This window comes from Methylopila sp. Yamaguchi, assembly GCF_002897035.1.
Taxonomy (GTDB): domain Bacteria; phylum Pseudomonadota; class Alphaproteobacteria; order Rhizobiales; family Methylopilaceae; genus Methylopila.
Genome location: NZ_BAUX01000002.1, coordinates 43,668 through 67,777, shown reverse-complemented (window position 1 = coordinate 67,777; position 24,110 = coordinate 43,668). Strand labels below are relative to the sequence as shown.

Annotated in this window: 23 protein-coding genes; 9 read left to right on the top strand and 14 right to left on the bottom strand. The window is 70.1% G+C overall.

Annotated features, from left to right (window positions below; translation table 11 throughout):
• Positions 1 to 6 precede the first annotated feature (6 nt).
• From METY_RS02500 to METY_RS02485, 4 genes are all read right to left on the bottom strand, one after another.
• The gene (locus METY_RS02500; RefSeq protein ID WP_103119829.1) at positions 7 to 822 is read right to left on the bottom strand and encodes an ABC transporter permease; all 816 of its coding nucleotides are present in this window, start codon (positions 820 to 822) and stop codon (positions 7 to 9) included.
• Between the two features lie 3 nt (positions 823 to 825).
• Positions 826 to 1,728, bottom strand: coding sequence for an ABC transporter permease (locus METY_RS02495; protein WP_103119828.1), 903 nt, complete (start codon positions 1,726 to 1,728; stop codon positions 826 to 828).
• Between the two features lie 14 nt (positions 1,729 to 1,742).
• The gene (locus METY_RS02490; RefSeq protein WP_103119827.1) at positions 1,743 to 2,855 is read right to left on the bottom strand and encodes an ABC transporter ATP-binding protein; all 1,113 of its coding nucleotides are present in this window, start codon (positions 2,853 to 2,855) and stop codon (positions 1,743 to 1,745) included.
• A 170-nt stretch (positions 2,856 to 3,025) separates the two neighbouring features.
• Complete coding sequence (locus METY_RS02485; RefSeq protein ID WP_103119826.1) at positions 3,026 to 4,165, bottom strand: ABC transporter substrate-binding protein; 1,140 nt, start codon at positions 4,163 to 4,165, stop codon at positions 3,026 to 3,028.
• 170 nt (positions 4,166 to 4,335) lie between these two features.
• Between METY_RS02485 and fabG the strand changes: the two genes are divergently transcribed.
• From fabG to argC, 3 genes are all read left to right on the top strand, one after another.
• Positions 4,336 to 5,109 carry a 3-oxoacyl-ACP reductase FabG gene (fabG, locus tag METY_RS02480; protein WP_103119825.1) on the top strand — a complete coding sequence of 258 codons (774 nt, stop codon included), beginning with the start codon at positions 4,336 to 4,338 and terminating at the stop codon, positions 5,107 to 5,109.
• An 83-nt stretch (positions 5,110 to 5,192) separates the two neighbouring features.
• Positions 5,193 to 6,176 carry an acrylyl-CoA reductase (NADPH) gene (gene acuI / locus METY_RS02475; RefSeq protein WP_103119824.1) on the top strand — a complete coding sequence of 328 codons (984 nt, stop codon included), beginning with the start codon at positions 5,193 to 5,195 and terminating at the stop codon, positions 6,174 to 6,176.
• Positions 6,177 to 6,512: 336 nt separating this feature from the next.
• Entirely contained in the window at positions 6,513 to 7,565 is a 1,053-nt protein-coding gene (argC, locus tag METY_RS02470) for an N-acetyl-gamma-glutamyl-phosphate reductase (RefSeq protein ID WP_103119823.1), read from the top strand.
• A gap of 140 nt (positions 7,566 to 7,705) precedes the next feature.
• Here the strand turns inward: argC and METY_RS02465 are convergent, their stop codons facing one another.
• The 3 genes from METY_RS02465 to METY_RS02455 form a co-directional block, all read right to left on the bottom strand.
• A complete protein-coding gene (locus METY_RS02465) occupies positions 7,706 to 8,371 on the bottom strand; it encodes a DsbA family oxidoreductase (protein WP_103119822.1) in 666 nt (221 codons plus the stop codon).
• A 97-nt stretch (positions 8,372 to 8,468) separates the two neighbouring features.
• A complete protein-coding gene (locus METY_RS02460) occupies positions 8,469 to 9,983 on the bottom strand; it encodes a class I adenylate-forming enzyme family protein (RefSeq protein WP_146035646.1) in 1,515 nt (504 codons plus the stop codon).
• Between the two features lie 17 nt (positions 9,984 to 10,000).
• The gene (locus tag METY_RS02455; protein WP_103119820.1) at positions 10,001 to 11,815 is read right to left on the bottom strand and encodes an extracellular solute-binding protein; all 1,815 of its coding nucleotides are present in this window, start codon (positions 11,813 to 11,815) and stop codon (positions 10,001 to 10,003) included.
• Positions 11,816 to 12,095: 280 nt separating this feature from the next.
• On the opposite strand from METY_RS02455, the gene METY_RS02450 reads away from it, so the two are divergent.
• Positions 12,096 to 12,836, top strand: a complete 741-nt coding sequence (locus METY_RS02450; RefSeq protein ID WP_103119819.1) for an invasion associated locus B family protein — start codon at positions 12,096 to 12,098, stop codon at positions 12,834 to 12,836.
• A 247-nt stretch (positions 12,837 to 13,083) separates the two neighbouring features.
• On the opposite strand, the gene hspQ is transcribed toward METY_RS02450, so the two are convergent.
• The 3 genes from hspQ to METY_RS02435 form a co-directional block, all read right to left on the bottom strand.
• A complete protein-coding gene (hspQ, locus tag METY_RS02445) occupies positions 13,084 to 13,425 on the bottom strand; it encodes a heat shock protein HspQ (protein ID WP_103119818.1) in 342 nt (113 codons plus the stop codon).
• Positions 13,426 to 13,553: 128 nt separating this feature from the next.
• On the bottom strand, positions 13,554 to 14,594 hold the full coding sequence (locus METY_RS02440) for an HpcH/HpaI aldolase/citrate lyase family protein (RefSeq protein ID WP_103119817.1): 1,041 nt from the start codon (positions 14,592 to 14,594) through the stop codon (positions 13,554 to 13,556).
• A 91-nt stretch (positions 14,595 to 14,685) separates the two neighbouring features.
• Positions 14,686 to 15,513, bottom strand: a complete 828-nt coding sequence (locus METY_RS02435) for a lysophospholipid acyltransferase family protein (RefSeq protein ID WP_200819576.1) — start codon at positions 15,511 to 15,513, stop codon at positions 14,686 to 14,688.
• A gap of 197 nt (positions 15,514 to 15,710) precedes the next feature.
• Between METY_RS02435 and METY_RS02430 the strand changes: the two genes are divergently transcribed.
• Positions 15,711 to 16,658 (top strand): AEC family transporter, encoded by a 948-nt coding sequence (locus METY_RS02430; protein WP_103119815.1) that lies wholly within the window; start codon positions 15,711 to 15,713, stop codon positions 16,656 to 16,658.
• Positions 16,659 to 16,662: 4 nt separating this feature from the next.
• Here METY_RS02430 and METY_RS02425 read toward each other — a convergent pair whose 3' ends face one another.
• Positions 16,663 to 17,838: an FAD-dependent monooxygenase gene (locus tag METY_RS02425; protein WP_103119814.1), complete on the bottom strand. Its 1,176-nt coding sequence runs from the start codon at positions 17,836 to 17,838 to the stop codon at positions 16,663 to 16,665.
• Positions 17,839 to 18,115: 277 nt separating this feature from the next.
• On the opposite strand from METY_RS02425, the gene METY_RS02420 reads away from it, so the two are divergent.
• Together METY_RS02420 and METY_RS02415 are read left to right on the top strand one after the other, a co-directional pair.
• Entirely contained in the window at positions 18,116 to 18,874 is a 759-nt protein-coding gene (locus METY_RS02420; RefSeq protein ID WP_103119813.1) for an SDR family oxidoreductase, read from the top strand.
• A 46-nt stretch (positions 18,875 to 18,920) separates the two neighbouring features.
• Entirely contained in the window at positions 18,921 to 19,880 is a 960-nt protein-coding gene (locus METY_RS02415) for a hypothetical protein (protein WP_103119812.1), read from the top strand.
• A 6-nt stretch (positions 19,881 to 19,886) separates the two neighbouring features.
• On the opposite strand, the gene METY_RS02410 is transcribed toward METY_RS02415, so the two are convergent.
• From METY_RS02410 to METY_RS02400, 3 genes are read right to left on the bottom strand one after another with little or no spacing between them, the layout of a single operon-like run.
• Complete coding sequence (locus METY_RS02410; RefSeq protein ID WP_103119811.1) at positions 19,887 to 20,855, bottom strand: hypothetical protein; 969 nt, start codon at positions 20,853 to 20,855, stop codon at positions 19,887 to 19,889.
• Positions 20,856 to 20,875: 20 nt separating this feature from the next.
• The gene (locus tag METY_RS02405) at positions 20,876 to 22,015 is read right to left on the bottom strand and encodes an FAD-dependent monooxygenase (protein ID WP_103119810.1); all 1,140 of its coding nucleotides are present in this window, start codon (positions 22,013 to 22,015) and stop codon (positions 20,876 to 20,878) included.
• A gap of 7 nt (positions 22,016 to 22,022) precedes the next feature.
• The gene (locus METY_RS02400; RefSeq protein WP_103119809.1) at positions 22,023 to 22,271 is read right to left on the bottom strand and encodes a zinc-finger domain-containing protein; all 249 of its coding nucleotides are present in this window, start codon (positions 22,269 to 22,271) and stop codon (positions 22,023 to 22,025) included.
• Between the two features lie 155 nt (positions 22,272 to 22,426).
• Between METY_RS02400 and METY_RS02395 the strand changes: the two genes are divergently transcribed.
• A complete protein-coding gene (locus METY_RS02395) occupies positions 22,427 to 23,179 on the top strand; it encodes an alpha/beta fold hydrolase (RefSeq protein WP_103119808.1) in 753 nt (250 codons plus the stop codon).
• A gap of 98 nt (positions 23,180 to 23,277) precedes the next feature.
• Positions 23,278 to 24,102, top strand: coding sequence for a serine O-acetyltransferase (cysE, locus tag METY_RS02390; protein WP_103119807.1), 825 nt, complete (start codon positions 23,278 to 23,280; stop codon positions 24,100 to 24,102).
• The last annotated feature ends 8 nt before the right edge of the window (positions 24,103 to 24,110 follow it).

Sequence of the window (24,110 nt, the reverse complement as noted above, 5' to 3'; positions counted from 1 at the left end):
GGGAGCTTACGCGCTCGCCGCCTTGCCCGCGGCGCGGCGGCGGAGCAGGGCGGCGATCAGACCGCCGGCGAGCAGCAGGGTCGCGGCGGCGAGCGTGCTCATGGTGCCGAGCGCCGGCACCATCGGCGTGTAGCCCGCCACCATCTTCGAATAGAGCCACTCCGGGACGGTGGAGTCCGCGCCGGTCGTGTAGAGCGACAGCGGGAAATTGCCCCAGGACAGCAGAAAAGCGAAGAGCGCGCCCGACCAGACGCCCGGCCACAGGATCGGCAGCGTGATCTCGCGCAGGACGAACAGCCGCCCCGCGCCGAGATCGGCCGCCGCTTCCTCGAGCGCCGGGTCGAAGCCATAGACCTGGATCGCGATGACCAGCGTCACGACCGGCACGATCCAGACCAGATGGGCGAAGATCGCCGTCTGCCAGGTCGGCTGGATCCCGACCGCGTTGAACCACAGCAGCAGCGCGAGGCCGAGCACCGGCTGCGGAAAGAAGATCGGCAGCAGCACCAGCTTCTGATAGAGCCGCCGCCCCTTCCAGTCGTAGCGCGCGAAGGCGAGCGCGCCGAAGAAGGCGACGACGACGGCGACCAGAGTGACGATGAGCGCGATCGCCAGCGAGGTCTTGACGATGGTCTGGACCTCGAAGCTCTCCAGCGCGCGGCTCCACCACTCCGTGGACCAGCGGGCGACGGGGAAGCCGAAGTAGCGGCTCTTCGACAGCCCCGCGAGCGCGCCGCAGACGATCGGCAGATAGACGAGCACGAGGACGAACAGCGTCCAGGCCCAGATCAGGAAGTTGGAGCGACGGGCGGACTGGTTCATGGCTCACCGCCTCCCCAGGATGCGGTCGAGGTCGAGCTTCGCCAGCGCCGCCAGCGACAGCGCGCCGACGATGACCGTCAGCAGCAGCGCGAGCGCCGAACCGAGCGGCCAGTTCTGGGCGTAGGTGAAGGCGATCTCGATGTCGTGGGTGATGACGATCACCGACTGCCCCCCGAGCACCTTGGATTCCGCCACCGCCCCGACCGCCAGCACGAAGGTCAACAGCATGCCGATCAGGACGCCAGGGGTCGCGAGCGGCAGCTCGATCTCGCGCCAGATCAGCAGCCGGGAGGCGCCGAGATCGCGCGCGGCCTCGACGAGGTCCTTCGGCACCATCGCGAGGCCGAGCGTCATCGGGAACAGCATGAAGGGCAGGTAGACGTAGACCATGCCGAACAGGATGGCGCCGGGTGTGTAGAGCACCTCGGGGCCGGCGCCGCCAACCAGCTTCAGCGTGCCGTCGAGCACGCCGTTCTTCAGGAAGAACAACGTCCAGCCGTAGAGCCGCACGTTCTCCGACACGAACAGCGGGAACACGAACAGCACGCTGATGAAGCCCGACCAGCGCCCGAAGCTGCGGGCGAGGCCCCAGGCGATGGGGTAGGCCACGACCGCGAGCGCGACCACCGTCAGCACCGCGAGTCCAAGCGACCAGACGAAGGACTGCCAGACCGTGTTCGCGGGATCGAAGATCGAAGCGAAGTTGGTCAGCGTGAACGAGCGAAAGACGTCGAAGCTCTTTGGCGTCGCGAAGGCGTAGGCGGCGACGGTCGCAAGGGGCGCGACGAAGCCCAGCAGCAGCGTCAGGCCGACGGGGAGCGAGCAGAGCGCGCCGCGCGACAGCCGAAACGCGGCTCGGGTCCTTGCGGGCGACGCGCCGACAGCGAGCCGAGAGGCGTCGGCCACCGCCGTCGCCCCGCTCACGCCGCCACCACGATGGCGTCGCGGGCGTCCCAGCCGATGATCGCGGCGTCCCCGGGCTTGCCGCGCCAGGCGTTGGCGCGAGAGAGCTCCAGCAGGAAGGTCTTCTCGCCCACGCGCACCTGATACTGGATCCGGGAGCCCAGCGCGTACTCGTTGAAGACGACGCCTGTGAGCCGGTTCTGGGCGCCGGCGGGCCCCTCCACGAAACGTAGGAACTCCGGTCGAACTACGACCGCCGCGGCGTCCGCCTCGCGCAGCGCCGACGGCAGGTTGAGCGTCGCCGGCCCGTCCACGCCGTCGATCCGCCAGCCGCCCTCGGCGCGGACGGCGTCGAACACGTTCACCTCGCCCATGAACTCGGCGACGAACTTCGTCGACGGCTGGGTGTAGATCTCCTCCGGCGTGCCGACCTGCACGAGGCGTCCGGCGCGCATCACGCCGATGCGGTCCGACATCACCATCGCCTCCTCGAGGCTGTGCGTGATGTACACGAAGGTCTTGCCGCTCAGGCGATGGAGGTCCTTGAGCTCCTTCTCCATCACCTTCTTGAGCTTGTAGTCGAGCGCCGAGAGCGGCTCGTCGAAGAACAGCACGTCGGGGTCGTAGGCGAGCGCGCGGGCGAGCGCCACGCGCTGCCGCTCGCCGCCGGAGCACTGCATGACGTTCTTGGCGTAGTAGCTCTCCGGCAGCTGGACGAGGCGCAGCAGCTCCAGCGCGCGGGACTTGCGAGCCGCAGGCGAGACCTTCTTCACCTTCAGCGGAAACTCGATGTTTTCGCCCACCGTCTTGTGCGGGAACAGCGCAAGCGACTGGAACACCAGGCAGGTCGGCCGCCGCGCCGGCGGAGTCTCGTTGATGCGCACGCCGCGTAGGCTGATGTCGCCCTCGCTCGGCGCCTCCATGCCGGCCAGCATCCGCAGGAGCGTCGTCTTGCCCGACCCGGAGGGCCCGACGATCGTCAGAAACTCGCCGTCGCGGATGTCGAGGTCGATGCGCTCCACCGCGGCGAAGGCTCCGAAGGTCTTCCGCACGCCGACGAGCTGGAGGATGGGCAGGGCCTCCGGGAGAGGCGAGGGCGCCGGGGGCGAGGCGAAGGCGGCCGCCGTCATGGGCTGAACCTCATGCGTCTTGGATCAAGGGACGTCATCCCGGCCGCGCGGAGCAAGAGCCGGGATCGCGCGGAGCGAGGGCTCATCGCAGGACGTTGCCGGATCGACGGCCGTCGTCCGGGATGACGTGCGATGAGCCGGCGTGGAGGGCGGCTCGGCGAGCGCCCGTCTCAGCCCTTGGTGCGCTTGGCGGAGGTCATGATCTCGAGCGCCTTGTCGTAGTCCGGCACGATGTCGTACTCGGCCGACCGCGACATCTCCTCCTCCAGGCTGTCCCACTGGATGGCGTCGAGCTCCTCCTTGGTGAAGAGGTCGAAGCAGGCCTTGTTCCCCATCTGCGCCACCGGGTTGAAGGTGCCTTCGGCGAAGGCCACGGTGTGCGCCACCTTCGGGTCCTGCACGTACTTCAGGAACTCAGTCGCGAGCGGCGACAGGTTGGGGTTGTTCACGGTCGAGGTGATCTCGATCCAGGAGATGCCGCCCTTGCCGTCGATCGGGCCCTTGAGCGGGGTGACCGCGCGAAGCTCCGGGTGGCCGTCGGCGCGGGCGGGGGAGACCGAGTAGGTGCCCCCCGTCATGTGCAAGTCGATCTCGCCCGACACCAGCGCCTGGTTCATCGCTGCGATGTCGCCGACGAGCTTGGCGCCGCCGAAGACCTTCTTGGCCGTCTCGCCGAACTTCGCCATCTCCGCCGCGTCGTGGACCTTGAACGGGTTGATGCCCGCGATCATGAAGATGTTGAAGACGTTCCAGTCGTCGCTCTCGAGGATGCCGTACTTGCCCTTGAGCGAGGGGTCGTTGAACAGCTCCCAGCCCTGCTCCTCCGCGGTCTTCCGGCTCACCTTGTCGGTGTTCACCACGAAGCTGTAGGGCCCGAAGCGCTGGGCCATGCCCAGCAGCTCCTTGCCGTCGTCGCTCATGGCCCAGCGGTACGGCGCCTTGAATTGAGGCAGCATCTTATCGAAGAAGGGCTCGAATTCGGCCTTCGGCAGCGGCTTGATCAGGCCCTCTGGATACATCGCCTTGCGAGCCCAGGGGTTGTTGACGTTGATCAGGTCCCAGACCTTGGTCTCGCCGGCCCGAAGCCGGTTGATCATGGTGGGATCGTTGGTGAGGCTCTCGGCCTTGACGGTGGCGGATTTGGCGGATCGGTAGGGGTCCAGCACCTGCGCGGAGTTGTAGCCCTCCCAGCACAGGATGTTCAGCTCGTTCTCGCGCGCCGCGAACGCCGGAAGAGCGCCGGCGAAGGGCGCTGCAAGCGCAGCCCCGCCCAAGAGTTTCAGCGCGTCGCGCTTGGTCACGGTGGTCATGCGAAGTCCCCTGATCCCCGAGTGATCGCCAGGCCGCGGCCGCCGCGGCCTCTCTGCCGACTTGGCAAGTCGGTCATTTTCTGTGGCGAGTATCGCCCGGTTTGTTGGGTTTACAACGTTGTTTTTATGAGCGACCTTGCTGCCGAAACAGGCAGACGGCAGGGGCGCCCATGACTTACGCAACATCCCGCACGGCCATCGTGACGGGCGGCTCGAAGGGGATCGGCAAGGGCATCGCGAAGGGCTTCGCCGACGCCGGCTACCGGGTGCTGGTGGTCGCGCGAAACGGCGCGGAGGCCGATGCGGTCGCCGCGGAGATCGGCGGCGGGGCCAGCGGCTTCGCGGCCGACGTGTCGAAGCTCGCCGGCGCCCAGGCGATGGCGGCCGCGGCGGTCGAGCGCTTCGGGGGAATCGACGTGCTTTGCGCCAACGCCGGCATCTTCCCGGCGGCCAAGCTGGCCGACATGACGGAGGCCGACTTCGACCTCGTCATGGACGTGAACCTCAAGGGCACTTTCCTGTCGGTGCAGGCCTGCCTGCCGGCGCTGAAGGCGTCGAAGGCCGGGCGGATCGTGCTGACCTCCTCCATCACGGGGCCGATCACCGGCTATCCCGGCTGGTCGCACTACGGGGCGAGCAAGGCCGGGCAGCTCGGCTTCATGCGCACCGCGGCGATCGAGCTCGCGCCGTTCGGGATCACCGTGAACGCCGTTATGCCCGGCAACATCATGACGGAGGGCATGGCGGGCGTCGGGCAGGACTACATCGACAAGACCGCGGCCTCGGTGCCGATGAAGCGGCTGGGCGTCGTCGCGGACATTGCCGGAGCGGCGCTCTACTTCGCCAGCGACGTCGCCAACTACGTCACGGGCCAGACGATCGTGGTCGACGGCGGCCAGGTGCTGCCGGAGAACACCGGCGCGCTGGACGCGATGGAGGGCTGACCGCGGGGCGCCTGCGGGATGACGAACGGGGGGCGGCCCTCTATCTAGGGCCTCACCCGAACGTCACACGTCAGGAGCTCGACATGTCCACCTTCCGCGCGCTGCGCATCGACAAGGGCGACGCCGGCCAGACCCTCTCGACGGTCGACTTCGACGAGGCCGAACTGATGGACGGCGACGTCGTCGTCCGGGTGTCCCATTCCACCGTCAACTACAAGGACGGGCTGGCGATCACCGGCAAGTCGCCGGTGGTCCGGCGCTTCCCGATGATCCCCGGCATCGATTTCGCCGGCAAGGTGGCGGCGTCGACGACCGACGAGTTCAAGGTCGGGGACGAGGTCGTGCTGAACGGCTGGGGCGTCGGCGAGACCCATCTGGGCGGCTACGCCGAGATCGCCCGCGTGCCGGGCGCCTGGCTGGTGCCGCTGCCCGATGGGCTGAGCGCCGCCGAGGCCATGGCGATCGGCACGGCCGGCTACACCTCGATGCTCTGCGTGATGGCGCTGGAGCGTCATGGCGTGACGCCGGAGCGTGGTCCGGTGCTCGTCACCGGCGCCGCCGGCGGTGTCGGCTCGGTCGCCGTCGCGCTGCTCGCCAAGCTCGGCTACGAGGTCGTGGCCTCCACCGGCCGAGAGAGCGAGGCCGAGTATCTCCGCGACCTGGGCGCCGCGCGCATCCTGCCGCGTGAGGAACTGGCCGCTCCCGGCAAGCCGCTGCAGAAGGAGATCTGGGGCGGCGTGATCGATTCCGTCGGCTCCGTGCCGCTCGCGAACGCCATCGCCCAGACCAAGTCCGGCGGCGCGGTCGCCGCCTGCGGTCTCGCCGCCGGCATGGACCTGCCGACCTCGGTCGCGCCGTTCATCCTGCGCGGCGTGTCGCTGCTCGGCGTCAACAGCGTGACCGTGCCGAAGCCGATCCGCATCGAGGCCTGGGGCCGGCTCGCCAAGGACCTCGACCGCGCCAAGCTCGCCGCCATGACGAAGACGATCGGCTTCGACGAGATCGTGCCGACGGCCGAGGCGATCTTGGACGGGAAGGTCCGCGGCCGGGTGGTGGTGGAGATCTGAACGCCAAGCTGCTGTCTTTCTCGGCCGGGATAGGCGAAGCCGCGGCGTCATCCCCCGGCTTGTCCGGGGGATCCAGTTGGCGAAGTCTCAAGGCGGAGGAGTGGATGCCCCGGACAAGCCGGGGCATGACGACGAGGTGGAGCGTGACGCGGCCTCATCTTGAGGTCCGGATCGCAAAACCTCCTCAAGCTGAGGAGCCGGCCGCAGGCCGGCGTCTCGAAGCACGCACAGCCGTCATCCCGACGCCGCGCGAAATGTGATAACGGGCAGTGCTGCTGACGGTCCCGGCTCTCCGCTCCCCGGAGCCGGGAGGACTTCAACGTAAGGCTTGAGACGATGACCGCCCCCCTGAACGTCGCGATCCTTGGCGCCTCCGGCTACACCGGCTCCGAGCTGGTGCGCCTGCTCGCGCGCCATCCGCGCGTGGCGATCCGGGCGCTGACCGCCGACCGCAAGGCGGGGCAGGCGATGGCGGACGTCTTCCCGCAGTTCGCGGGGCTCGACCTGCCGAAGCTCGTCACCATCGCCGAGCTCGACCTGACGGCGATCGACCTCGTGTTCTGCGCGCTGCCCCACGGCACGACCCAGACCGTGATCAAGGACCTCTTCGCGAAGAAGCCTGATCTGAAGGTGGTGGACCTCTCGGCCGACTTCCGTCTGTCCGACCCGGACGCCTACGCCACATGGTACGGCCATGCGCATCAGGCGCTTGAGCTGCAGGCGGAGGCCGCCTTCGGCCTCGTCGAGCTCAACCGCGACGCGATCCGCGGCGCGCGTTTGGTGGCGAACCCCGGCTGTCACTCTACGACGTCGATCCTGCCCTTGGTTCCGCTGCTGAAGGCGAAGCTGATCGATCCGGCCCAGATCGTGATCGTCTCGTCCACCGGCATGTCCGGCGCCGGCCGGGCGGCCAAGGAGGAGATGCTGTTCTCCGAGGTGTCTGAAGGCGTCCATGCCTATGGCGTCGGCAAGCACCGCCACACCTCGGAGCTCGACCAGGAGTTCGCCAAGGCGGCGGGGCGCGCGTCGCTCGCGACCTTCACGCCGCAGCTCATCCCGATGAACCGCGGCATCTACGCGACCATCACCGTGACGCTTGAGGCCGGCGCGACGGCGGAGCAGCTGCATGAAACGCTGGGCGCGGCCTTCGCCGGCGAGCCCTTCGTCCAGGTTCTGCCGTTCGGCAAGGTCCCGCAGTCGCGCCACGTGCGCGGGTCGAACAACGTCCAGCTGGGCGTGATCGCCGACCGCGGGCCGGACCGGGCGATCGTGATCTCCACGCTCGACAATCTGGTGAAGGGCGCCTCGGGTCAGGCGGTGCAGAACATGAACCTGATCTCCGGCTTCCCGGAGACCGAGGGCCTGAACCAGCTCGCGATGTTCCCGTAACGTCGTTTTAGCCGAGCCGTCGGCCTCCGGCTTGACCGGAGGACCTACCGGAGACCCCGGAGCTCTTCGTCGGGGGTTGACCGGTCAAGCCGGACCCTGAAGGCCGCCCTTCACGTCGGGGCGCCGCGGTTCCGAGTCCCCTACGCCTCGACGTCGTCCTCGTCGCCCAGCGCGCGGTCCATCGCCTCCACCAGCACCTCCGGCGTGTGAGCGCCCATGACCACCAGCTTGCCGGCGAAGATGAAGCAGGGGACGCCGTCGATGCCCATGGCGCGGGCGCGCTCGATCTCGTCGCGCACGTCCTCGGAGTCGTCGTCCGACTCGAGCCGCTCCAGCAAGGTTTCGACGTCGAGACCGGCCTCGTCGGCGGCGCGCGCGATGACGGCGTGGTCGGAAATGTCCTCGCCTTCGGTGAAGTAGAGCTCGAACAGCTGCTCGACGAAGGCGCTTTGCGCGACCAGCCCTTCCTCCGCGGCGAGGCGGATCGCCCGGTGGCAATCCAGCGTGTTGGGGAAGCGCTCGATCTCGCCGAACAGAAACGCGATTCCTTCGTCGCGGCCGATGGCGACAAGCTGCTCGTGGGTCGCGCGCACACGCGCCGCGTCGTCGAACTTCGCCTCAAGATACTCCGCCCGGTCCGCGCCTTCCGGCGGCACCGAAGGGTCGAGCTGGTAGGGACGCCAGCGCACCTCGGCGTTGACGTCCGGCCGGGCGGCGAGGGCGGCGTCGAGCCGGCGCTTGCCCAGCCAGCACCAGGGGCAGACGGGATCGGCGAAGACGTCGATGGTGAGGGGTTCGGAGGCCACGGCGGACGCTTTCAAATCGGGGACGCGTCGGCCCGATATAGGCCTCGGCGCGCCTCGACGTAAGCCTCCTCGCCGCGGCGGATGGCGCGTCGCGGCGTCAGGCCGTCAGGCGTGCGCGCTCCGCCGGCGTCGTCAGCGGGGCGAAGGCCGCGCCGAAGCCGGCTTCGGCGAGCGCCTCCGCGGCTTCCTGTTCGGCGACGCGCCGGCCCCCGGCCGCTTCGAGCCGCAGCCGGCCGCCCAGAACCGCGTCGTCCTCGACGGAGACCGCTCCGGGGAGGCCGACGGCGGCCATGGCGGTTTCGGCTTCCGACAGCGCGAGCGCCACGCCGCCCACCTGCGCCACGCCGCGGCGGCGACCGCCAAGCGAGATCCGGCCGGCGGTGCGGTCGGCGATTCCGACCAGGCCGGTGTCGACGAAGCCGTCGGCGTCGTGGGTCAGCCGCGCCCCGCCGGCGGCGAGGAAACGGCCTCCGGGGCAGGCGGGGCCGCGCACCAGCAGGCGTCCGTCGGGCATCACCTGGGTCTCGATCAGGGGCGCCAGGCCCTCCGGCGCGATCGGCCCGAGGGCGGTCGCCACCGGCCGGGTCGGCGCCTTGCGGGCGGCGGCGAAGAGGCCGAGTTCGCCGAACAGGGTGACGTCGACCAGGGTCGCGGGCGTGGTCAGGCCGGAGGCGCAGGCGCCGCTGCGCGGATCAGGCGCGCGCCAGACGGCGATCAGCGCCTCGGGCATGGTCCCGCCCAGCGCGCCATCGCCCACGAGCCGCTCCAGCGCCCGGCCGGGCGCTGCGACGTGCGTCGCGTCGAGGGCGCGCGCTGCGGCGGCGAAGGCGGCGGTGGTCGAGGCCTGGTGGAACGTCGCCGCGGACCGCGCCAGCAGCCAGGGCGCGAGGCCAGTGGCGACGCCCGCGAGGCCGCCAAGGTCAAGCGTGGACAGCAGGCGGCCGGAGGAGTCGAGGCGGGACGAGAGCAGCGCGCCGAGGCTCGCCGCCACGAGCTCGTTGTGGGTCCGGGCGACCGGCACGGCGCCGAGTTCGAAGCTGATCACCGCCACATGGTCGGCGGCGTCGTCCGGCCGGCCCACGCGCTCGAACGGCGACGCGGGTTCGACGAGCGCCGCGTCGAGCGGCGTCGCGCCGTCGGGCGGGTTGGCGCCGAACGAGCCGATGAAGCGGATGCGTTCGAGACCGACGGCCGCCTCGCAGGCGTTCTCAGCGCCCTTGAGACCGGAGCGTTCGGTGACCGCGACGATCGCCTCGGCGCGTACGGCGTCGAGCGCGGCCGCGATCTCGCGACGCCGCCAGGGGAGGGGCAGCAAAGCGGGGATCAGGCCGGCGCGCCACAGCGCGGCGACGACGAGCGCGCCCTCCGGGCTCGACCCCATCTGCACGCCGACCGCGGCGTCCGGGCTCAGCCGCCAGGCCGCGAAGCGATGAGCCAGCGCGGATACCGCCCGGTCCACCTCGCGCCAGGATCCGCCGAAGGGCAGGCCGGACTCCACCAGCGCGCGCCCGTCCGGATGACCGGCGGCGTTGTGGGCGAGCACCTCGTCAAGCGTCGAACGTCCCGCGACCGGGTTGGGGAGAGGGTCGTTCGAAGCGGCAGGAAGGCGCATGGGCCGGGTCCGAAAGGTCAGGGGCGCGGTCGGTCCGCGGAGGCCGGCGCGCGCCACCAAGTCTCGAACGCCGCGCCGTACAGAGGAGTCGTATCGGGTCGTTCGATTCGCCGCCAGCGCGCGATCCACTGATCTTTGAGATGAAACAACGGGACGACGTAGAAACCCGAAAGCAGAACCCGGTCGAGCGCGCGCGCGGCGGAGACGAAATCGTCCCGCTCCCGCGCCGCGAGCAGAGCCTCGATCATGGCGTCGACCGCCGGCTGCTTGACGCCGATGTAGTTGCGCTCGCCTGGCGTGTCGGCGGCGGCGGCGCTCCAGTACTTTTTCTGCTCCGCTCCCGGCGAGAGCGTCGAGACCCATTTGTAGGGGATCATGTCGAAGTCGTAGGTCTGCAGGCGCCGGAAGGCCTGCGTGGAGTCGACCAGCCGCACGGTCGCGCGAATGCCGGCGCGACTGAGCGCGCCGACATAGGCCAGCGACAGGCGCTCGAAGTCCTTGTCGCTGACCAGGATCTCGAAGCGGAACGGCGCGCCGGCCGCGTCGCGCAGCTCGCCGTCGCGCACGGTCCAGCCGGCGGCGGCGAGAAGCTCGAGAGCGCGTCGGAGCTGGTCGCGGTCGCGGCCGGAGCCGTCGCTGGTCGAAGGCCGCCACGTCCCCTCCATCACGTCCGGCCGCACGACGCCGGGGAACGGAGCGAGAAGCGCGCGCTCTCGGGCGTCGGCGGCGCGGCCGGTGGAGGCGAGTTCCGAGCCTTCGTAGTAGCTCGACGTCCGCACCGTCGCGCCGCCGTAGAGGTTGCGGTCGATCCAGGCGTGGTCGAACAGCGCCGCGAGGGCCTCGCGCACGCGGATGTCCGCGAACAGCGGCTTGCGGGTGTTGAACACGAAGGCGCTCATGCCCCACGGCAGGCCGGTCTTCAGCTCGTCGCGCACGACCTCGCCGTTCCGCACGGCGGGGAAGTCGTAGCCGGTGGTCCAGCGGATCGGGTCCGATTCCGGGAGCACGTCGATCAGCCCGGCCTTGAAGGCCTCGAACAGCGCGTTGGCGTCGCGGTAGTAGTCGTAGCGGATCTCGTCGAAGTTGTTCAGGCCGCGGTTCGCGGGGAGGTCCGCGCCCCAGTAGTTCGGATCCCGCCGGAAGGTGACGGCCCGGCCCGGGGCGACGTCGCTCACCACATAGGGTCCGCTTCCCACGAGCGGCTTGAAGCTCGTCTCCTCGAAGGTCTGGGGGTCGGTCGCGTGGCGGGGCAGCACCGGCATCAGCCCGAGGATCAAAGGCATCTCGCGGTCGTCGGATCCCGAGAGGTCGAAGCGCACCGTGCGCTCGTCCTCGGCGGAGACCGCGCGCACGCGCCGGTAGTTGGTCCGGAACGACGGATGGCCGCGCTCCCGCAGCAGCTCGAAGGTGAAGACGACGTCGTCGGCGGTGATCGCTTCGCCGTCGGAGAACCGGGCCTTGGGATTCAGATGGAACGTGATGGAGCTGCGGTCGTCCGGCAGCTCGACGCTCTCGGCGATCAGCCCATAGAGCGAGAACGGCTCGTCGTAGGAGCGGGCGAGCAGGCTTTCGTACACGTTCGCCTTCAGACCCTGCGCAGGCTTGCCGCGGTAACCGAAGGGATTGAGCGTCTCGAAGGCGCCGAGCCAGCCGTAGGTCACCCGGCCGCCCTTCGGCGCGTCGGGATTGGCGTAGGGGAGATGGTCGAAACCGGGAGGCAGCGCCGGCGCGCCATGCATGGCGACGCCCGTGCGCAGCACTGGCTCGTCGGCTCGTCCTGGGGCGCTTGCGCCCGCCCAAGCGGCGGCGGCAAGCGCGACCGCCGCCAGCATCAGCGAAAGTCGGCGCCGCGGACATCTGTCGGATCGTGTCGGCATTCGGTAAGGGTCCGACGCGGGGTCCGATTCGCAAATCACGAGAAAGAGCGTATCACAACCGCGAAGCGCGCCCGGACAAGGCGGGGACGGAGCGAAAAGCGCCACTCTGTCGCCGCATTTGCTGGACAGACAGCGACGTCTTCGCGTTAGAAACGCTCGGCTTCGCGCATCTCGGCGCACGTGTTGACGCCATCCGATCCGCGCGGCCGCCGATGCGACGGTCGTCTCGAACGACATGAAGGGAACGCTCATGAATTTTGGTAGGTACTCCCGCGTCGCCGCCCTCTCTACGGCGATCGCCTCCGTCGCTCTGACGTCGCAGGCCTTCGCGCAGGAGAAGAAGGCGCCTGCGGCTCAGGCCCAGCAGGCGGCGCCGGCGGAAGGCCCCGGCCCGATGCCCGCCACGCCGCCCGCGGCGCAGCAGCCGAACTGGATGAAGATCTGCAACACCGATCCGCAGGCCAAGAAGGAGGTGTGTCTCACCTCTCGCGACGTGAAGGCCGAGACCGGCCAGACCGTGGCCTCGATCGCGATCCGCCAGGTGAGCGGCGAGAGCAAGCGCTTCTTCCTCGCCGCCGTGCCCCCCGGTCTTCTGATTCAGCCGGGCGTTCGCGTCGCGGTCGATCAGAACCAGCCGGTGAGCGGCAAGTACTCGATCTGCTTCCCGAACGCCTGCTACGCCGAAGTCGAGGTGACCGACGCTTTCTTCGCCAACGTGAAGAAGGGCAACAACCTCGTGGTGCAGGCCATGAACCAGCAGGCGAAGACGGTGAACTTCCCGATCAGCCTCTCCGGCTTCAGCAAGGCCTACGACGGCCCGGCGCTCGACCCCAAGGTCGTGCAGCAGGAGCGCGATCGCCTGAACGCCGAGATGAACAAGCGCGCCGAAGAGGCCCGTGACAAACTGCAGATGCAGGGCGCCGCGCCCACCGCGACGCCGGCTCCCGGCGGACAGGCCCCCGTCAAGCAGCAGTGATCCAGCGGGCTCGCGCCCGCAACGACTGACGAACGCGCGGTCCGGTCTCCGGGCCGCGCGTTTTCGTTTGGCCGACCCGCGTCATGGTCCGGCAGACCCGACCATCCACGTCCGGCGCAGCGGTCCACGTCTAAGATGGGCCCGCTCCAGCCGGAGGAGGACGGCGGAAGATTAGCTGGGGAGACGCCGCCTCACGGCCCTGTCTTGCCGAAATGCGCGGCGGAGCGGGGCTCAGCCGGTTCGCCGTTCAGTGCCGGACGTCGCGGCGGACGCGGTAGGAGCCGTCGCTGGAGCGCTCGAAGATCGCCTCGACCTGCGGATGCCGCACCGGTTCTCCGCTGGTGTCCGGCAGCAGGTTCTGCTCCGAGACATAGGCGACGTACTCGGTCTCCGCATTCTCGGCGAGGAGGTGGTAGAACGGCTGGTCCCGCTCAGGGCGCACGTCTTCGGGAATCGCCTGCCACCATTCCTCGGTGTTCGAGAACGTGGGGTCGACGTCATAGATCACGCCGCGGAAGGGGTAGACGCGGTGGCGGACCACTTCGCCGATCTTGAACCTGGCGTTTCGATACTGTGCGCGGGCGGCCATGACGACGTTACGTCTCGCTTCGGGACGCGGAAAGGATCGCGACCGCGGCCCCAAGTCAATGGCATGCGACGGCATTGCGACGCGATCGTGTCCGACCGCGTCACATACGCCGAACTGAGGCGATCGGTTCAGAGGCCGTAGGCTTCCGCCATCTCCGGCTCGCGCTCCGCCACCTGCCGGGCGAGATCGACGATGACCTTGGCCTGCTTCCAGGTGGCGTCGTCCTGCATCTTGCCGTCGAGCATCACCGCGCCGGTGCCGTCCGGCATGGCGTCGACGATGCGCTTGGCGAACTTCACCTCGTCCACGTCCGGCGAGAACACGCGCTTGGCGATCGCGACCTGCGAGGGGTGCAAGGTCCAGGCGCCGACGCAGCCGAGCAGGAAGGAGTTGCGGAACTGCGCCTCGCAGGCCGCGCCGTCGGAGAAGTCGCCGAACGGGCCGTAAAACGGCTTGATGCCGTTCGCAGCGCAGGCGTCCACCATCTTGGCGATCGTGTAGTGCCACAGGTCCTGCTGGTAGAAGGCGCGCGGAGCGTCGCCCTCCTTGTCGGTCAGCACGCCGTAGCCGGGATGGCCGCCGCCGACGCGCGTGGTCTTCATGCGCCGCGAGGCGGCGAGGTCCGCGGGGCCGAGGCTCATGCCGTGCATGCGCGGGCTGGCCTTGGCGATCTCCTCGACATTCATCACGCCCTGCGCCGTCTCGAGGATGGCGTGGATCATGATGGGCCGCTTGATCGCGTGGCGGGCCTCGAGCTGCGCCAGCAGCCGGTCGAGGTAATGGACGTCCCAGGCGCCTTCGACCTTCGGCAGCATGATGACGTCGAGCTTGTCGCCGACCGCGCCGACGATCTCGATGACGTCGTCGAGCGCCCAAGGGCTGTCGAGCGCGTTCATGCGGATCCAGAGGCCCGCCGCGCCGAAGTCGTTCGCCTTCGCCATCTCGATGAAGCCCGCGCGCGCCGCCTCCTTGGCGTCGGCCGGCACCGCGTCCTCGAGGTTGCCGAGAACGACGTCGACCTGGGTCGCGAGTTCGCCGACCCGGTTGCGGATCTTCTCGACGTGGGGCGGCACGAAATGGATCATCCGCTCCACCTTGACCGGCGGCTCCCGGAAGGGCGCGGGCGCGCCGAGCGCGAGCGGGCGGTAGTAGGCGCTCGGAACGATCATGAGCGGACTGCCTTTCGGGCGAGTGGGCTGGGACGCCGGCACATTCCCCGCGCCCATGCTGCGGCGCAACGCTGCTTTCGTCGCAGCGGGACTAGCGCCAGCGGCCCATGCTCCACATCCACTGCTCGGGCCGCTCGCGGATCCAGCGCTCGAACAGGGCGGCGACGGCCGCCGTGGCCGCCAGCACGTCGGCGTCCCGATCGTCGGTCCGCGCAACGTCGATCCGCTCGCACTGCATCTCGAAGCGCGCGCCCTTCGTCCGGACCACGCGACCGGCGATCAGGGGCGCGTCGAGCAGCCGCGCGACGATGGCGGGGAAGGGGGTGGAGCGCGAGGGGCGCCCGAAGAACGGGACCTCGACGCCGCGCCCGTCGCGCAGGTCCGCCATGATCACCACCGCCTCGCCCGAGCGGGCGTGGCCGATCAGCTTGCGAGGCGCGTCGGGTCCTTTCGGCACCAGCCCGCCGAGGTAGAGCGGCTCCCGCACCGCGCGGACCAGCGCGTCGACGTGCGGGTTGTCGATCGCCCGGTAGACGCCCATCGGCCGGAAGCCCGCCTCGACCACCGACTTCGCGCCGAGCTCCCAGTTGCCGTAATGGGCGGAGACGGCGACGAGCCCTCGCCCCTCGGCGCGCGCCGCCGCGAAGACGGGGGTCGCGTGATCCTCGAAGCGCTCGGGCAGGGCGAGGAGGCGGTCGAGCAGGAAGCCCTCCGCCATGTTGCGCCCGAGGTTCTCCCAGGCCCCGCGGGCGATGCGTTCGCGCTCCGCTGCGGTCTTCTCGGGAAACGCCTTCGCGAGATTGTCGAGCGCGCGCCGATGGCGACGATTGAACGGTCCGAGCGCGCGCCAGACCGCGCCGGAAACGGCCGACGCAGCGTCGAGGCCGAGCGCCCGGCAGAGGCTCACGATCAGCCGCACGCCTGCCGCCTCGAGCGTGTTGCGCAGGCGCCCGCGCCGCTTCCGGCGCCGGAGCCCGCGCGAGGTCTGAGGCGGGGAGGGCGGGAGCGCGGGGGGCTGGATGTCTGACATTCGTCTCGCGGCGTTGACCCCTCTTGGCAAAGGCGTTAGCCGCACGTCAAGCGGCCCGCCGGGCCGGAGCAGCCCCGTTGGACCGCATGGCGGACGTCGCCGGCCTCGCCCTGCCGTTCTTCGGGCTGATCTTCCTCGGCTTCGCCTGCGGCCGCCTGATCAAGGCGCCTGTCGGGGGGCTGGAGTGGTTCAACGTTTACATCGTCTATGTGGCGGTGCCCGCGCTCTACTTCGTCCTGATCTCGCGCACGCCGTTCGAGGAGCTGGCGAACGTCGGCTTCATCGCGGTCACCACGGCCTCGACCTTTCTCGCCTTCGCGCTGTCCTTCGGCGTCGGGACGATCGCCGCCCGCGGCAAGATCCCCGAGGCGACGATCCAGGCCATGGGCGGGAGCTACTCCAACGTCGGCTACATGGGACCCGGGCTCACGCTCGCCGCGCTGGGGCCAACCGCCTCGGCGCCGACGGCGCTCATCTTCGTGTTCGACTGCATGCTGTTCTTCACGCTGGTCCCCTTCCTGATGTCGGTGGCGGCGAGCAAGCGGGAGAGCCTCTGGGCGACGGCCGCGCTGGTGGTCCGGCGGGTCGCGCTGCATCCATTCAATCTCGCGACGCTCGCCGGCGGGATCGCGGCCTACCTGCACTACGTCCCGCCCAAACCGATCGACGAGATCGTTCGCCTGCTGAGCGGCTCGGCTGCGCCCTGCGCCCTGTTCGTGCTGGGCGTCACCGTCGCCCTGCGGCCCTTGAAGCGGATCCCGGGCGAGCTTCCGGCGCTGCTCGCGATCAAGCTGCTGGTTCACCCGCTGATCGTGTTCACGCTGCTGACGCTGGTCGGCGGCTTTGACCGCATCTGGGTGTCGACGGCGGTGCTGATGGCCTCGCTTCCGCCTGCGCTCAACATCTTCGTGATGGCGAGCCAGTACCAGACCTACGTGGAGCGCGCCTCGAGCGTGATCCTCGTCGGCACCGTGCTGTCGGTGCTGACGGTGACAGGCATGCTCTACCTCGTGGTCCACGGCATGCTGCCGTGAGCGATCAGGCTGCGCCGCCGATTCCCTGGCGCATGACGAAGCGCCGGAGCGGGCCGATCGCCTGAAGCGCAGCAAGCCCTGCGCCGCGCAGCGCGTGGAGCGAGGGATGACCCGAGGTGAGGGTGCGGTTCAGCCCCTCCGTCGCGAGCGTGCGGGACCACACGTCCGCCGCCCGGTCGCGCATGTAGCCGGCGAGCGTCGGCAGACCGCCGACGTCGCCGCGCGCGGCGATGGCGCGCCGGACCTGATCGGCCGCCGCGACCGCATCACGGACGCCAAGGTTCAGCCCCTGCGCGCCGATCGGCGGAAGGGCGTGGCCGGCCTCGCCGACGAGAAGCGTGCGGCGGGCCGCGAGCCGTGTCGCCGCGCCGACGGCGATGGGGAAGGCCCCGATCCGGCCGACCGGCGTCATCGCGCCCAGCAGCCGTCCGGCGCGCTGGGTCGCGGCCTCGCCAAAGGCTTCGGGCGAAAGCGCCTGGAGGTCCTCGGCCTCCGCCGGGCGAACGACCCACACCACGCTGGAGCGGCGGCCGCCCGGCATCGGCACCAGCGTGAAGGGGCCTTCCTCGAAGTGGATCTCGGTCGAGACGCCCTCGTGGTCCCGCTCGTGATCCGCAGTGAAGGCGAGGGCGGTCTGCGGCCGCGGCGTCAGCGGCAACGCGAGACCGGCCGCCTCCCGCATCAGGGAGCGCTTACCGTCCGCCGCGATGGTGAGCGCCGCGCGCACGACGCGTCCGTCGGCCAGCTCGATCTCGACGTCGTCCTCGCCCGGGCGGCTGGCGACCGCCGCCGCGTCGATCATTGTCGCGGTCGGTTCGGCGGCGAGCGCCTCCCGGAGCGCCGCCGCGAGGGCGACGTTCGGCACGTTCCAGCCGAAGGCGTCGAGGTTCAGCTCCGCCGCGTCGAACAGCACTTCCGGCGCGCGCACCAGCCGCCGGCCGCCGTCGATGACCCGGAGCTTCCTGAGCGGGGCCGCGGCGGCCGCAAGCGGCTCCCAGAGCCCGGCGTCGCGCAGCGCAGCCACCGAGCGGTCCAGCAGCGCGGTGGTTCGGGCGTCGGAGGGAAGCGGGGCGGCGATCAGCGCGACTGAGGCGCCGGCGCGGGCGCAGAGCAGCGCGGCGAGCAGTCCTGCAGGACCGCCGCCGACCACGGCCACGTCCGCTGTCATGGCCTCATTCATGATGGGGCTCCCATGCCTTCGCGCGTCGCGCGGTTGCGACCTAGATGGCGCGGCGTCGACCGAAAGTCTCGCTCCGCCGCGGCGGCGCGCGAGAAATTTCGCGTCCGGTCCGCGGCCCCTCGACGGCGTTGTGATCGATTGAGGCGAACCTCTGCGCCTTGCGCTAGGTCATGGCGGGTGTATTTCGCTCGGCGACGGCGCGTCGGCGTCGCGCGATATCCAGGTAAGTCGAGAGCGAAGGCCGCTCGCGACGTCCGGCAAAGGCGAGGGCGCTGCAGTGAACGACCAGGGTAAGGTTTTGATCGTCACCGGCGGCGGCCGCGGCATCGGCGCGGCGGTGTCCCGACTGGCGGCGCGGGACGGCTGGGACGTCGCGGTGAACTACGCCCGCGACAAGGTCGCGGCGGAAAAGGTGGCGGACGAAGTGCGCGCGTTCGGCCGCAGGGCGACCGTCGTGCAGGGCGACGTCGCGATCGAAAGCGACGTGCGCAACCTGTTCGACATGGCGCAGTCGGCGCTCGGGCCCGCCAGGGGCGTCGTCAACAACGCCGGGATCACCGGCGCGCCGGCGGGGAAGCTCGCGGACGCCGCGGCGGACATGCTGAAGGACGTGGTCGCGCTCAACGTCACCGGCGCGCTGCTCGTGGCGCGGGAGGCGGCCCGGACGCTCTCCACCGCGCGCGGAGGGCAGGGCGGCTCCATCGTCAATCTGTCGTCGGCGGCGGCCAATCTGGGATCGCCGGGCGAGTTCGTCTGGTACGCCGCCACCAAGGGCGCGATCGACAGCCTGACGATCGGGCTGTCGCGGGAGCTCGCCGCCGAAGGGGTCCGCGTGAACGCCGTGTCGCCGGGGCTGATCGAGACCGAGATCCACGCCGCCGGCGGCCAGCCCGACCGCCTCCAGCGCCTCGCCTCGAGCATCCCGATCGGCCGGGCCGGAACGGCGGAGGAGACCGCCGAAGCGATCGTCTGGCTGCTGTCGGACGCGGCCTCCTACGTGACCGGCGCGAACATACGGGTCACCGGCGGCCGCTAAGGCGCGCTATACCTTTCAACCCACGACACCTGCCGGAGATTTCGACGTGCGCAATCCGACGGGCGGCCTCGCCGCCGTGATTCTCGCGCTGTGGGGCGCGAGCGTGATCCTCGCCGCGCCGGCCGCGGCCAGCGACGCGCGGGCGCTGGTCGAGAACCGAAGCCATCCGACCCAGTGCGCCGAATTTGACAACGTCTACTACACGATGACGGGCGCGGACGTGCGCCGCTTCGCCATCGAGGTCACGCCTCCGGTCTATCTCGCCAGCCTCGAGAAGGACGACACCGCGCCGAATTTCGACCACTGCGAGGCGATGAAGGACGACCCGAAGTTCAAGTTCCAACCGAAGACGCTGACGCTGTACGAGGACGCCGACACCAAGATTCTGGGGTTCACCCACGAGGTCAGCTGGCGCCCGCGCGGCGCGGAGGTCGTCATCGGCGGGGTGGACGAAAGCGACATCCACCTGATCCAGGCGTTGAAGAAGGTCGACGGCAAGTTCGTCGAATACCTCGTGTTCTACCCCTTCGACGGCTACTGGCGGGCCAAGCCGATCCCGCCCGTGAAGTTCCCGGAGGCGGCCTACGGCACTTCGTTCCTGCTCGGGCCGATCGAGGAGCAGCATCGGCCGATCGTCGACGTCTCGAAGCTCGAGATCGATCCCAAGACGCTGACCTTCCGCATGACCTTCGCTCGCGGCGGCGTGGGCGAACTCAAGGTCGCGAAGGCGGAGCGGGAGGGCGTGACGCTCGAGGTCAAGCTCGACGGGCTCCCCGCCGGCGACAAGCTCGCCCCCTTCGCCGGCATCCGCTCGATGTTCGTGACGTCCGACAACGCCGACACGGCGCGGGTGAACTGGCGGATGGAAGGCGGGCTGTTCATCGAACCGGTGATGGACTTCAAGAGCGCCAGCACCACCGAGGTGCGCTTCGACCGCGTCGAGCCCTCGAAGCACAACACCAGCGCCCCCGACGTCACGTTCAAAGGCTTTTCCGACGGGAAGTGACGACGCTCAGGCGAGCAGGCGCGCCAGCCAGTCGGGGACGCGTCGCGCTGCGCGCGGCGCGGTCGCCTGGTCGGCCCGGAACGCCGAAGCGGGCGGCTGGCCGAGGAAAAACTTCGGTTCGAACAGGTAGATCGCGTCGAGCCGGGCGGGGTCTTCGTTCGCGATCGTGATCCAGGCGTTGTGCCACAGGCCGACGCCGGGCGTACGCTCCGCAGCTTTCCGGCGCAGCGCAGCGAGATGCGGCGTGAGCGCGTCCTTCTCCGGCACGGCTTCATGGCCGGCTGAGGCGTTCACGATCTCGACGTGGTCGCCCGCCCAGCCCACGGAGAGCGTCGTCACGTCCCAGGGGGCCGCTGAAGCCGGCGGCCGGTAGCGCTCCAGGAGCTTCGTCATCGCGTGCGTGTCCGGATCGTGGGCGAGATCCGTCTCTGGCTCTCGCGCGGCCGTAAGATACCATTCGCGAAAAGCGTCCGGTTCGTCGGCTCGCGGCCGCTTCAGTCGACCTGCGCCGGAGGCGCCAAGCCGTGCGCCGAGCCAGGCTGCGAGTGCGCCGCGGAGATTCGGAGCCGTGTCGTCGTGGTTTGGCATAAGGTCGCTCGCCGCGCCGGCGTCGTCGAAGTCGGCGGTCGCAAGCCGGACCAGGAAGCTTGGCAGGTCCGGCGCCCAGGTTTCGGCCTCCCCCTCCGAGCCGACCAGCACGATCGGCGCCTGCTCCAGTGGCCGGTTGTCGCTCAGCCAGTAACCAGCGCGGGAGCCGTCCGGCAGCCTAAGAAACAGCGCAAATTCTCTGAAGAATCGCTCGCCGCCGAAGATCATATGGTCCGACCAGCCGGGCGAGAGGTCGAAGGCGCCGACCGAGCCCCAAGGATGCGTCGCGAGCCAGTCCGCGAAGGCGAGCAAAAGCGCTGGCGGCGTCGAGATCCGCTCCGGAAAGGCCTTGATGAGGTCGTCCTTGCGCGGGGAATAGTTCGTCATGCCGCCTTCCTCGTCTCGCCTTAGCCGTCGCGCCAGCCGTAGATCCAGTCCAGCCCGCGCAGCAGCGCGGAGGTCGGCGCAGCCGTCAGCGCCAGGTTGCGCGCGCGCGCCGCGAGGCCGCCCATGTGGTCGATCGCGACCTGGCGACGCGAGGCTTCGGGCAGACGCATGGCGCGCATGATCCGGGCGGTCTCGTAGGCGGCGAGCGGATCGGGTCCGCCCTCGTCGATCACGCGGGCGAGGGTCGCGGCGTCTTCGATCGCGAAGGCCGCCCCTTGGCCGAGCGAGGGCAGTGTGGCGTGGGCGGCGTCGCCGATCAGCGCCACGCGACCCCGGCGCAGGCGCGCGGCCGGCGCGCGGTCGAACAGCGGCCATTCGGTCCAGCGCGGGGCGGCCGCGACCAGGGCCCGGGCGGGCGCCGCCCAGCGGGCGACCCGCTCCCCCGGCGTCGTCGCGCCGAGCGCTCCGATCAGGACGACATTGGCCTCCCGGCCCGCCCGGACGGGATAGACCACCATGTGCGCGCTGGGCGCGAGCCAGACGCTGACGTGCGTAAGCGGGAAAGCCTTCGGCAGCGCTTCGGCGGCCAGCACGGCGCGATGCGCGATCAGGCCGGTCTCACGGGCGGCCTCGGGAAGCTTCACGGCCTGCCGCACAACCGAGCGGAGGCCGTCTGCGCCGACGACGAAGGAGCCGTCGATCGTCCTGCGCTCGCCTGCAGTCTCGATCTCAAGCACGGCGCCGCCGGCGACGTCCTCCGCTTTCACCGCTCGCGCGGCGAGCGTCAGGCCAATGGACGCACGCGCGCTTACGGCGTCGTGCAGCGCCGCCTGCAGATCCGCGCGATGGACCACGCGGTAGGGCGCGCCCCACCGCCGTTCGGCGGCGGCGCCGAGCGGGATCGTCTTAAGAGGCCGGCCGCTCGGCGCGTCCGAGATGACGACGCCCTCGGGCCGTACGGCCACGGCGTCGAGCGCGGGTCCGAGGCCCATTCCGTCGAGGATGCGGCTGGCGTTCGGCGCGAGCTGGACGCCGGCTCCGACTTCGTCGAGCGCGGAGGCGCGTTCGAAGATCTCGCTGGCGAGGCCGCGCTCCGCCAGCGCGAGCGCGAGCGTCAGTCCGCCAATGCCCGCGCCGGCGATCAGGACCGGGCGCGTCACCTCCGCGTCAGGCCGCCGCGGGCGCCTTCCACAGGCAGGCGGCGGGATCGGACTGGTCGGCGTGCAGGTCGGCGCGGAACTTGTAGAGCGTCGAGCAGTAGGGGCAGATGATCTCGTCGTCCGAGCCCATGTCCAGGAAGATGTGCGGGTGGTCGAACGGCGGCTTCGCGCCGATGCACTGGAACTCCTTCGCTCCAATATGGATGACGCTCACGCCGGCGTCGTTGGCGAAGTGCGGGGTTCCGTGGTCGGCCATGGGCGCGGGTCCTCGATCGTCGTGCAGCCTGAGCTTCGGATTAGGCGGTTTGCGCGGCGCGGACAAGCGGTCCCACGGCTTTCGTCTAACCCCGGCTGCGGTTAGGGTCGCGGCCCCTCGACGCCTCGCTCTCCCAACGCACGACCGGAGCCGCCATGCCGACCTTCTCCTCCGACGGGCTCGACCTCGCCTACCGCGACGAGGGCGAGGGCGATCCCATCCTACTGATCCACGGCTTCGCCTCGAACCTCGACGTGAACTGGGTCGGACCCGGCTGGTTCGACCTGCTGAAGGCCGACGGTCGCCGCGTCATCGCGATCGACAACCGGGGCCATGGCGCGAGCGAGAAGCTCTACGACCCGGCGTTCTACGGGTCAGACCTGATGGCCGAGGACGCGCTGCGGCTGCTCGACCACCTCGAGATCGATCGCGCGGACGTCATGGGCTACTCCATGGGCGCCCGCGTCACGTCGCTGATGGCGATCCGGAACCGAGAGCGCCTGCGGAGCGCGATCATCGGCGGCATGGGCGAGGGGCTTCTGCGCGGAGCTCCCTCGGCGGAGGAGATCGCCGAGGGGCTGGTCGCCGACAGCGTCGACGATATCGTGAACCCGACCGCCAAGATGTTCCGGCGTTTCGCGGAGGCGACCAAGGCGGATCGCCGCGCGCTCGCCGCCTGCATGCGGGCGCAGCGGTCGCTGGTCGATCCGGAGAAGCTCGGGACGATCACCACGCCGGTGCTGATCGCCGTCGGCACCGAGGACGACGTCGCGGGCGATCCGCATGCGCTCGCCAGGCTGATCCCCGGCGCCGAGGTGCTCGAAATCCCCCGCCGCGACCACAACAGGGCGGTCGGCGACAAGGTCTACAAGCAGGGTGTGGTCGACTTTCTGTCGAGGCGCCCCTGAGGCGCATGGGCGTCGCGCCCTTTCTTCAGCGCGCGCCGAGACCATGTGTGGTAGAGAACCGCCAGATATAAACGGCGGCCCCCCGGGAGTGTTACGCCATGGCCAAGCTCGCGCGCGCCGAGAGCCATAACCTGCTCACCCTCGATCCCGTCTGGGCGCGTGTGCGCTCCGAGGCCGAGGAGGCTTTGCGTCGGGAGCCGGAGCTTGCGAGCTTCCTGATCGCAACGGTGATCAATCAGGAGAAGCTGGAGCAGGCGATCGGCCACCGCATCGCCTCGCGGCTCGGCCATGAGGACCTCTCGTCCTCCATCATCTCCCAGACCTACGACGAGGCCGTGGCCGCCGATCCGACGATCGGCGCGGCGGTGCGCGCCGACCTCGCGGCGGTCGTCGAGCGCGATCCCGCCTGCACCCGGGCGCTTGAGCCGCTGCTGCACTTCAAGGGTTTCCACGCGATCCAGACGCATCGGCTCGCCCACTGGCTGTGGACGCAGGGGCGGCATGATTTCGCGCTCTATCTGCAGAGCCGCTCGTCGTCGGTCTTCCAGGTCGACATTCACCCGGCGACCCGCATCGGCCGGGGCCTGTTCTTCGACCACGCCACCGGCGTCGTGATCGGCGAGACGGCCGTCATCGAGGACAACGTCTCGATCCTGCACGGCGTGACGCTGGGCGGCACCGGCAAGAGCACCGAAGACCGCCACCCGAAGATCCGCCACGGCGTGCTGATCGGCGCCGGCGCAAAGATCCTCGGCAACATCGAGGTCGGCCATTGCTCGCGCGTGGCGGCGGGCTCCGTCGTGCTGCAGGACGTGCCAGCGAACACCACCGTCGCCGGCGTCCCCGCCCGCGTGGTCGGCGCGTCGCCCTGCAAGGAGCCGTCGCGGACCATGGACCACATCTTCTACGACGCCGGTCTCTGACGTCGTCG

Excerpts from the sequence above, each read along its gene's own strand:
- METY_RS02500 (WP_103119829.1), bottom strand. The coding sequence starts at position 822 with ATGAACCAGTCCGCCCGTCGCTCCAACTTCCTGATCTGGGCCTGGACG.
- METY_RS02490 (WP_103119827.1), bottom strand. The coding sequence starts at position 2,855 with ATGACGGCGGCCGCCTTCGCCTCGCCCCCGGCGCCCTCGCCTCTCCCG.
- METY_RS02485 (WP_103119826.1), bottom strand. The coding sequence starts at position 4,165 with ATGACCACCGTGACCAAGCGCGACGCGCTGAAACTCTTGGGCGGGGCT.
- fabG (WP_103119825.1), top strand. The coding sequence starts at position 4,336 with ATGACTTACGCAACATCCCGCACGGCCATCGTGACGGGCGGCTCGAAG.
- acuI (WP_103119824.1), top strand. The coding sequence starts at position 5,193 with ATGTCCACCTTCCGCGCGCTGCGCATCGACAAGGGCGACGCCGGCCAG.
- argC (WP_103119823.1), top strand. The coding sequence starts at position 6,513 with ATGACCGCCCCCCTGAACGTCGCGATCCTTGGCGCCTCCGGCTACACC.
- METY_RS02460 (WP_146035646.1), bottom strand. The coding sequence starts at position 9,983 with ATGCGCCTTCCTGCCGCTTCGAACGACCCTCTCCCCAACCCGGTCGCG.
- METY_RS02455 (WP_103119820.1), bottom strand. The coding sequence starts at position 11,815 with ATGCTGGCGGCGGTCGCGCTTGCCGCCGCCGCTTGGGCGGGCGCAAGC.
- METY_RS02450 (WP_103119819.1), top strand. The coding sequence starts at position 12,096 with ATGAAGGGAACGCTCATGAATTTTGGTAGGTACTCCCGCGTCGCCGCC.
- hspQ (WP_103119818.1), bottom strand. The coding sequence starts at position 13,425 with ATGGCCGCCCGCGCACAGTATCGAAACGCCAGGTTCAAGATCGGCGAA.
- METY_RS02440 (WP_103119817.1), bottom strand. The coding sequence starts at position 14,594 with ATGATCGTTCCGAGCGCCTACTACCGCCCGCTCGCGCTCGGCGCGCCC.
- METY_RS02430 (WP_103119815.1), top strand. The coding sequence starts at position 15,711 with ATGGCGGACGTCGCCGGCCTCGCCCTGCCGTTCTTCGGGCTGATCTTC.
- METY_RS02425 (WP_103119814.1), bottom strand. The coding sequence starts at position 17,838 with ATGAATGAGGCCATGACAGCGGACGTGGCCGTGGTCGGCGGCGGTCCT.
- METY_RS02410 (WP_103119811.1), bottom strand. The coding sequence starts at position 20,855 with ATGACGAACTATTCCCCGCGCAAGGACGACCTCATCAAGGCCTTTCCG.
- METY_RS02400 (WP_103119809.1), bottom strand. The coding sequence starts at position 22,271 with ATGGCCGACCACGGAACCCCGCACTTCGCCAACGACGCCGGCGTGAGC.
- METY_RS02395 (WP_103119808.1), top strand. The coding sequence starts at position 22,427 with ATGCCGACCTTCTCCTCCGACGGGCTCGACCTCGCCTACCGCGACGAG.
- cysE (WP_103119807.1), top strand. The coding sequence starts at position 23,278 with ATGGCCAAGCTCGCGCGCGCCGAGAGCCATAACCTGCTCACCCTCGAT.